General features: G+C 48.2%; 5 protein-coding genes. 3 read left to right on the top strand and 2 right to left on the bottom strand.

The genetic code is table 11. The annotated features are described in order from the left end of the window. The coding region (locus C7B77_RS20150) for an NAD-dependent epimerase/dehydratase family protein (RefSeq protein ID WP_146138419.1) at positions 1-663 on the top strand (663 nt) is incomplete at its 5' end. Between the two features lie 286 nt (positions 664-949). Here C7B77_RS20150 and C7B77_RS20145 read toward each other — a convergent pair. Then, the gene (locus C7B77_RS20145; protein ID WP_106308958.1) at positions 950-1,843 is read right to left on the bottom strand and encodes an alpha/beta fold hydrolase; all 894 of its coding nucleotides are present in this window, start codon (positions 1,841-1,843) and stop codon (positions 950-952) included. 584 nt (positions 1,844-2,427) lie between these two features. On the opposite strand from C7B77_RS20145, the gene C7B77_RS20140 reads away from it, so the two are divergent. Both C7B77_RS20140 and C7B77_RS20135 read left to right on the top strand, forming a co-directional pair. Further along, positions 2,428-2,865, top strand: coding sequence for an orange carotenoid protein N-terminal domain-containing protein (locus C7B77_RS20140; RefSeq protein WP_106308955.1), 438 nt, complete (start codon positions 2,428-2,430; stop codon positions 2,863-2,865). A 267-nt stretch (positions 2,866-3,132) separates the two neighbouring features. Beyond that, positions 3,133-5,601 carry a CPBP family glutamic-type intramembrane protease gene (locus C7B77_RS20135; protein ID WP_146138418.1) on the top strand — a complete coding sequence of 823 codons (2,469 nt, stop codon included), beginning with the start codon at positions 3,133-3,135 and terminating at the stop codon, positions 5,599-5,601. A gap of 160 nt (positions 5,602-5,761) precedes the next feature. Here the strand turns inward: C7B77_RS20135 and C7B77_RS20130 are convergent, their stop codons facing one another. Continuing rightward, a complete protein-coding gene (locus C7B77_RS20130) occupies positions 5,762-6,607 on the bottom strand; it encodes a M48 family metallopeptidase (RefSeq protein ID WP_106308949.1) in 846 nt (281 codons plus the stop codon). Between the last annotated feature and the right edge of the window lie 276 nt (positions 6,608-6,883).

Below are 6,883 nucleotides of genomic sequence, written 5' to 3'. Positions count from 1 at the left end.
GGAGTGAAACAACTATTGCTAATTGGCACGATTTACCCCTGTGGGCGACCGCAAACCGAGCGGATTCGGGAAAATCATCCGCGCGAGCCGCATACTTTTAAAGGGCAAATGCGGAAAGAACAGGAAGATGTATTGCTCGAAGCCGACGCTGCGGGGTCGATTCGGGGGGCGATTCTCCGCTTGCCAGATTTTTATGGCCCCAATGTCGAGCTGAGTTTTTTGCACAGTGCCTTTCAAGCCGCCGTAACTGGCAAGCAGGCGCAATTAATCGGCCCGATCGATACGCCGCATGAATTTATGTTCGTCCCAGATGTCGGTGCTGTGGTGTTGGCAATGGTAAATGAGCCGCGTGCTTTCGGGCGGATCTGGCATTTTGGTGGAGCTGGTACCATCACCCAGCGAGAGTTCGTCGAGCGGATCTTTGCTGCCGTCAACCGCAAGCCGAGCTGGATCGTAGCCAACAAGCTGATGTTACAGGCATTGGGATTATTCGATCCGTTCATGCGCGAACTGGTGGAAATGCACTACTTATGGACGACTCCAGCCATCCTTGACGACACCGCTTTGCATCAACTTTTAGGTACCATTCACAAAACGTCCTACGATCGCGGGATCGAGCTAACATTGGCTGCTAGTCGCTTGCCTGCGATCGCGACTCGTTGAAATGTGACGATCGGGAGCGCACTAGGGATTTTAGACATTGTGGAATTTATGTACGATAACCTGAGTTCGGGTTAAGAATTTTGGCTTCGTTCTAATACCGCCTCCGATTGAAATCGGGGCTAACGAGGCAAAGTCCGCCTTCGCGGACTAATATTCTAGTCCGCGAAGGCGGACTTTGCATCACGAGCGGAGACTTCCAGTCTCCAGGCATTTCTTATCCCGTTGGCGTAGCCTCTCCGACAGGAGAAAGTCAGATTTGGTACGCTCGTCGATCGATCGAATCGGGCTATTTTTCCTGAAGCAGTGGTAAAAATTTCCGAATCAGACCGATTGCCATTGCGGGAAGTTCTAGGTGCGGTGTTAGTCTGGTGTCATTGAGGTATTCAAACGCCCGAATTGCTGTAGGCGCGATCTGGGTAAAGCGTCGCCCTAAATCTGGACTGGTATACTCAGTTTTCTGCCCATAAATTAGCGCGGTTGGGGTAGTGAGTTGCGGCAGGTATTCAGCCAGATCGAAACTCAAATCGCCACGAACGAATGCTAGGGCGGCGTATTCCGCGTTATGTTGCTGTGCCGATTGTAAGTAGGCTTCGACGATTTCGGGATACACGCGATCGCTGCTAGCAAACTGGCGTTGCTCTAGAAAACCGCGAATTCCAAAGGAAGTGGCAATCCCAGTGCTGTAGAAGACGCGATCTAAAATCGGCGTTTTCACCACCTGGGCAAAGAAATCTTGCGAATAGTTGCGTCCGAAGTCATTCAATCCGGCAGCAGTTACCAAAATTAATGACTCGAACAGCTCGGGACGTTTCACCGCCGCCCGCACGGTAAATGCCGCCGTCAAGCCAGAGGCAACGATCGTCGCGGGTCGATCGCAGGTTCGATCGATAAATTCGACGATCGTGTTTACATAGTCTTCCACGCGGTAATCGCGGGCGGGATGCTCTGAGCGTCCCCAGCCAATCAGATCGGGCGCGAGAATCCGGTATTCTGCGGCAAAAGCCGGATAAACTTTCGACCACTCATAAGCGGATGAACCGCCCCCTAAAGCGTGCAGAAATATTAGCGTCTTGGCATCTGCACTTGCTTTATTCCAAGGCTGTCCCTGGGCTGTGTAGTAGACGATTTGGCCTAGAGACGTACTCACCGATTGTTGCCCGAAACCGTGTGGTATGAACATGTATTAAACCTCTGTATTGGTGCAAGCTGCGAACGTACCCTCGATCGGTCGAATAACACACTTTTCAAGAATGGAAAATTGAATTGAGAATGACCTCCCCCTGAAGTGAAGCGATTCGCTCTTACGATCGGGTTTCCCGACGCGAAAAGCGGATGGAATCGCGCTGAGGTTTCCTCCGCGTGCGTTCCACCAAGCAGCGATCGAGACAGAGGATTGAAGCAATGAATCATTTTGTTTGATTTCCCCTACGGTAGACTCAAATGTTGGAAGAGACCTCCAACATCGCCTACCTCCTAAACTGGGAGGCTTCAGACCTGATTCTCTTGGCGATTATAAGTTAATCTCCCTCAAATCCCGATCTTCCAGGAGAGAGATATATTTGGTACTCAACGATCGAATTGGAACTCTCAACTATCAACTCTCATCTCTCAACTTCTGAAATCTATCTTTAGGGGTGAATGTTGTCTCTATCTTTTGTCTGATTATTCAGCTCGATCGATTCGTTAGCTTGAGATAGAGCCGAGCGAGATTCTTGCTGCGGCGAGCTGGCAAATTAGCAACACAATTCATTTTTTGGAGTTTATATGACTTACACAGTCGATGCCGATACCCAACAAGCTTTAGACGAATTTAAAAGCTTCGATGTAGATACTCAACTTGGCTTACTTTGGTACGGCTACCTGGATATTAAAGATGAGTTACAACCCGCACCGCCTCAAAGTGTAGAAGTTGTTGGTAACGCAGTATACGACCAAATCGAGGCATTAGCTCCAGAAGAACAACTGCAAGCACAGCGAGATTTGCTCTCTGGTAAGGCTACGGGTGCGAGCAATGCCTACAATGCGTTAAGTCCTAATGCTAAGTTGGAAGTTTGGCTGCTGCTCTCACAGGGAATGGAGAAGGGCAGCATCATCCAAGTGCCGTCTGATTATAAATTACCGTCTCAGACAGATGAGTTTGCCGCTAAGATCGCCAAGCTGAGCTTGGAGCAGCGCATCAGCTTTATGCTGCAAGTAATCTAGGGCTAGCCCCTACAGGTCTGTAGGGCTACGGTGTGTACACAAGTCGGCTAGACTTCGTTTTTAACGGGTTTACCCCCCCGTGAAAAGGCTATCCATTACCCACAGATTTCGGACTAGTACTTTTTAGGTTAGTAGCTCCGTAGAACCCGGAACTGGGGGATCTGGGGGGAGACCCCCCGTTGGGGGACGCAACCGTCCCCCAAACCCCCTCCAAAGGGTCAAATAGTAACATCAGATTGTTCCATTTGCGAATTGCGATAAATCGGCGTGAAGAAGGTGAGATTTTGGCAGCTAATTGGAGCTTGTGCCATTGGCATTTGCTGGAGCTGGTGGTGTCACAATGCAATTTTGGCGAATACATTACCGCCTAATTTACCCATACCGTTGGAACTCGCCGCAGTTTCCAATCTGCCAAAGTCGATCGACAATAGTAGTCCGAGTCTTAATTATCGCGCTAACGGTGAGTGGATCGGGCGATCGATTCTACCCAGCCAACAAGAGATCGAAACAGCCCCTCCAGGCGATTGGGTATGGATCGAAATTAAAAATGCCCCAGCGACAGCACGCCAGACGATTGGTAAAACTCTGCGCCTGACATGGCAACCACAGTCGAGGATTGCAGCCGACGTGCGCCAAGTTACTACCGATATTAAGTTTGCCGCTGGTACGATTGCCAGTCAGAAACAAGGTAACATCCATCCCCTGCGACTCAATGGTAGATCTGCTGTCGGCGCGCTGCAATCTTTGGCAGGTGCTAGAGCTGAAGATGATGTTTTAGTGAGACTCAGTGGGGTAAATCTGACTGCGGAAAGTGGCTCTAAAACTCCGCTGTTGACGATCGATCGCGAACCGATCCAGATTGCAGGTACCATGACAGGACTGGTGCAAATTCTCGGTACCGATAATAGTCGTCAGCCCGCTTGTAAGGGTCATTCTGGGTGCCCGAATGAGTATTTTAAAGTCCGACACTACGATCTCAATTCCCATGGCTTCAACGGGCAAATTGAGACGATTCGGATTCCCCAAATGCCAGCGCAGCCATCGGGTTTATTACCCAGTACGATTCGAGATTTGGAGCGATCGCCCGCAGGCTCTCAGGGGTGGTATATTTATGGCGAACGCGATCGTCAGAATTTATTTACCGTCACCGCCATTCAACCCCGCGCCTTATTTACGCTAGTACCACAGCGAGAAATTACCGACACGAATGCCAAATTAGACTATCTCAATCTTCAACATTGGCAAAATATCGATCGACAAAAAGGGCAATTATCGCAGGTTAAATTTCGCGGTTTATCCTCCGAGCATCCTATCGAACGATTGGGCGATCGCGCATTATTAATTCATTTATTCGGCGGAATTGGCGGCAAAACTGGTGACAATCCTGGGGTGTGGCAAACTGTCACCGGACATTTTGCTTATGGAATAGCAACCGTAACTCGATCGACATTTACAGGCGAATTAGAGTGGAACTTCGAGTACGATCAAGTCTACGCCCACAATCCCAACGGTATTATCGCTGGTAAACAAGATTGGGCGACTTACATGGGGCATCTCCAGCGTGGTTGGTTGGGGACTCGCCCAGTTTCGGACTTATTAATTAGCTATCCCCCCGTTACCGCAGATTATGATTTTGGGGGAATCAAGCTCTCACCCCTGACAGAATTGCAGCGACAATTAACCATTTTTGCGGCGCGTTATCGCACTGGCGACGGTACCGGAAATGCCAGCGTTACCCCCGCCACATCTTGCGTACAAGATGCCAATCAAGCTCTCTACGTCACCATTCGCCAATTAAATCTTCAAGTCAGCGCGCAACCGCAGATCCAAACTTGGCTGGCAACTCATCCCCAGCACCCGCAAACTCTCAGATTTAGAGAGTTGCAATCTCTAGGAGCAGAGCTAGAAACTACCCTCGCACCCTTGGGAATAGTGCGTCAAGATTGGCAACAAAACGCAGCCAAATTATCTGGAATCGATTCAGATAGAGGGTTTGCCAGTAGTGACAATCCGCTGGCTGGCTTAGTCAGTTGGCGCACGATGTTACCGCGCGGCGCGCAGGATGGCATCGCCAAGATTTTTAATAGTCGCGGCGCGACGATCTGGTTTTTAAATACCTATCAGGTGGGTGGTGTCAATCTCGATATAACTCCAATTGCCCCAACAATTCTGTTCGGACAAATCCCAATTTTAGCTACATTAGTCGTCAGAATGTGGGCGGGACTAGTCACGTTACCAAGTAGTTCGGATTGTTTATTAGGGTTGGGTTTATTAACTAGTTATGCGGCGATTAATTTACCGATCGGATTTAAATCTGGTTTCTTAAGTTTCCAGGCGTTCGCGCCTAAGTTAGGTGGCAGAATTTGGCAGCAGATGCGCTTATGGATATTCCTATTCTTTCTCCCTGCATTGATAGAAGAAATTCTATTTAGGCTATTGTTAATTCCTCACCCGATCGAGACAGTTTCAACTCCAAATATGTATATTTGGTCGTTAATTTCTCTAATTTTATTCATTGCCTATCACCCCTTCAATGCGCTAACTTTTTACAAGTTAGGCAATCCGACATTTATGGACTGGCGATTTCTCACTTTAGCCGGATTGCTAGGGATAGTTTGCACGATCGCCTATCTATCTACTGGCTCGATTTGGATTCCCGTAATTATCCATTGGTTAGTAGTCGGATCTTGGTTGGAGTTCTTTGGTGGCGATCGACATTTGAAACCAAAGGATTAGTCAATATGGAGCCTTACCAAAAGATTTATCGGTGTTGCTGGATTCTCTTTCAGAGAGGCTTCGCCAACGGAGTATGAAAAATTAGGCTACTATTTCACACTCCCAACTCCCCGCTCCCCGCTCCTCACCAAAATAGTAACTATATTCACATCGTAGACTTCTAGAAGAAATTGCGTAAAGTTTGCTTGTAAGCACTAGCATTTAAACCTTCAGTCCGATTCCGATAGGTGGCGGGAATCATAGTTTGAAGCTTAGTCACCCGTTCGCTAGCGGCTGGATGGCTGCTCAAAAATGCTGGAGCCGAATTACTAGTAACTAATTTTTTCATGAAATCAGGTAATCCATTAGGCGCATACCCAGTTTGAAGCAGCATTGACAAGCCGCGACGATCTGCGTCAAATTCATCCTGACGGCTGTTAGGTAGCGTCAGAGCCAATTGTACGCCCATTTGCACGATCCGATCGCGTTCCACTCCAGCTACAGTACTGATACCTTGAGCGATGGCTGATTGTCTGACTCTTTGGAGCGAATGCTTGCCTGCAATGTGTCCGATTTCATGCCCGATCACGCCAGCTAATTGTGCTTCATTATCTGCGGCTTTCATCGTCCCAGTATTGATATATACGTAACCACCCATCGTCGCAAAAGCATTAATTGCATTGTCTTCGACGACTTGGAAAGTATATCTAATATTCGATCTACCGCTATTTCTGACTAATCTTTGGCCGATGCGATCGACATAACCAGTTACAGCCGGATTCTCTAAAAGTCGCACTTGGCGGAGAATGGCGCGATTGGTTTCGGCTCCCAGGCTAGCTTCTTGAGAGTCAGAGATATTAGATAGCTGAATAATTTGGGCACCTTGGATCAGTATTTGCCACCATTCCGCCGCTCGCACGAGCTGAGGCTGTCCCAAGATAACAATACCGATAGTGAGGAACGAGAGGCTGGCATATAACCACCATCGCTGCAACCACTGACGGAGTGAAGCTACTCTAGCTAACATAAATCTTGTCCCAAAAGTGATATGAGTAAGAGCGATAACTGCTAAATTAATCTTAACAACTAGTATCGCTCGTGACGATCTTTCGATCGATTATGTTGCAGTCGATCGAATTGTATGGCTCTTTCGTACTTACAGCGATAATTTAATCCGATCGAGAGGGAGAAGGGGAAAAGGTTAAAGGGTAATGCGTTGCTAAGCTGAGCCTTTGTCATTCTGAATCAGCAGTCGCCATAAAGGACGGGAAGAGGTAATTATCCTGTCTCTTATACACATCTC

The organism is Chamaesiphon polymorphus CCALA 037, assembly GCF_003003845.1.
Taxonomy (GTDB): Bacteria; Cyanobacteriota; Cyanobacteriia; order Cyanobacteriales; family Chamaesiphonaceae; genus Chamaesiphon; species Chamaesiphon polymorphus.
Note: the sequence above shows the minus strand (reverse complement) of the source record. Positions and strands in the feature narration are given on the sequence as shown.

Bases quoted from the DNA above. Each gene is read 5' to 3' on its own strand.
- C7B77_RS20140 (WP_106308955.1), top strand. From the start codon at position 2,428: ATGACTTACACAGTCGATGCCGATACCCAACAAGCTTTAGACGAATTT.
- C7B77_RS20130 (WP_106308949.1), bottom strand. From the start codon at position 6,607: ATGTTAGCTAGAGTAGCTTCACTCCGTCAGTGGTTGCAGCGATGGTGG.
- C7B77_RS20145 (WP_106308958.1), bottom strand. From the start codon at position 1,843: ATGTTCATACCACACGGTTTCGGGCAACAATCGGTGAGTACGTCTCTA.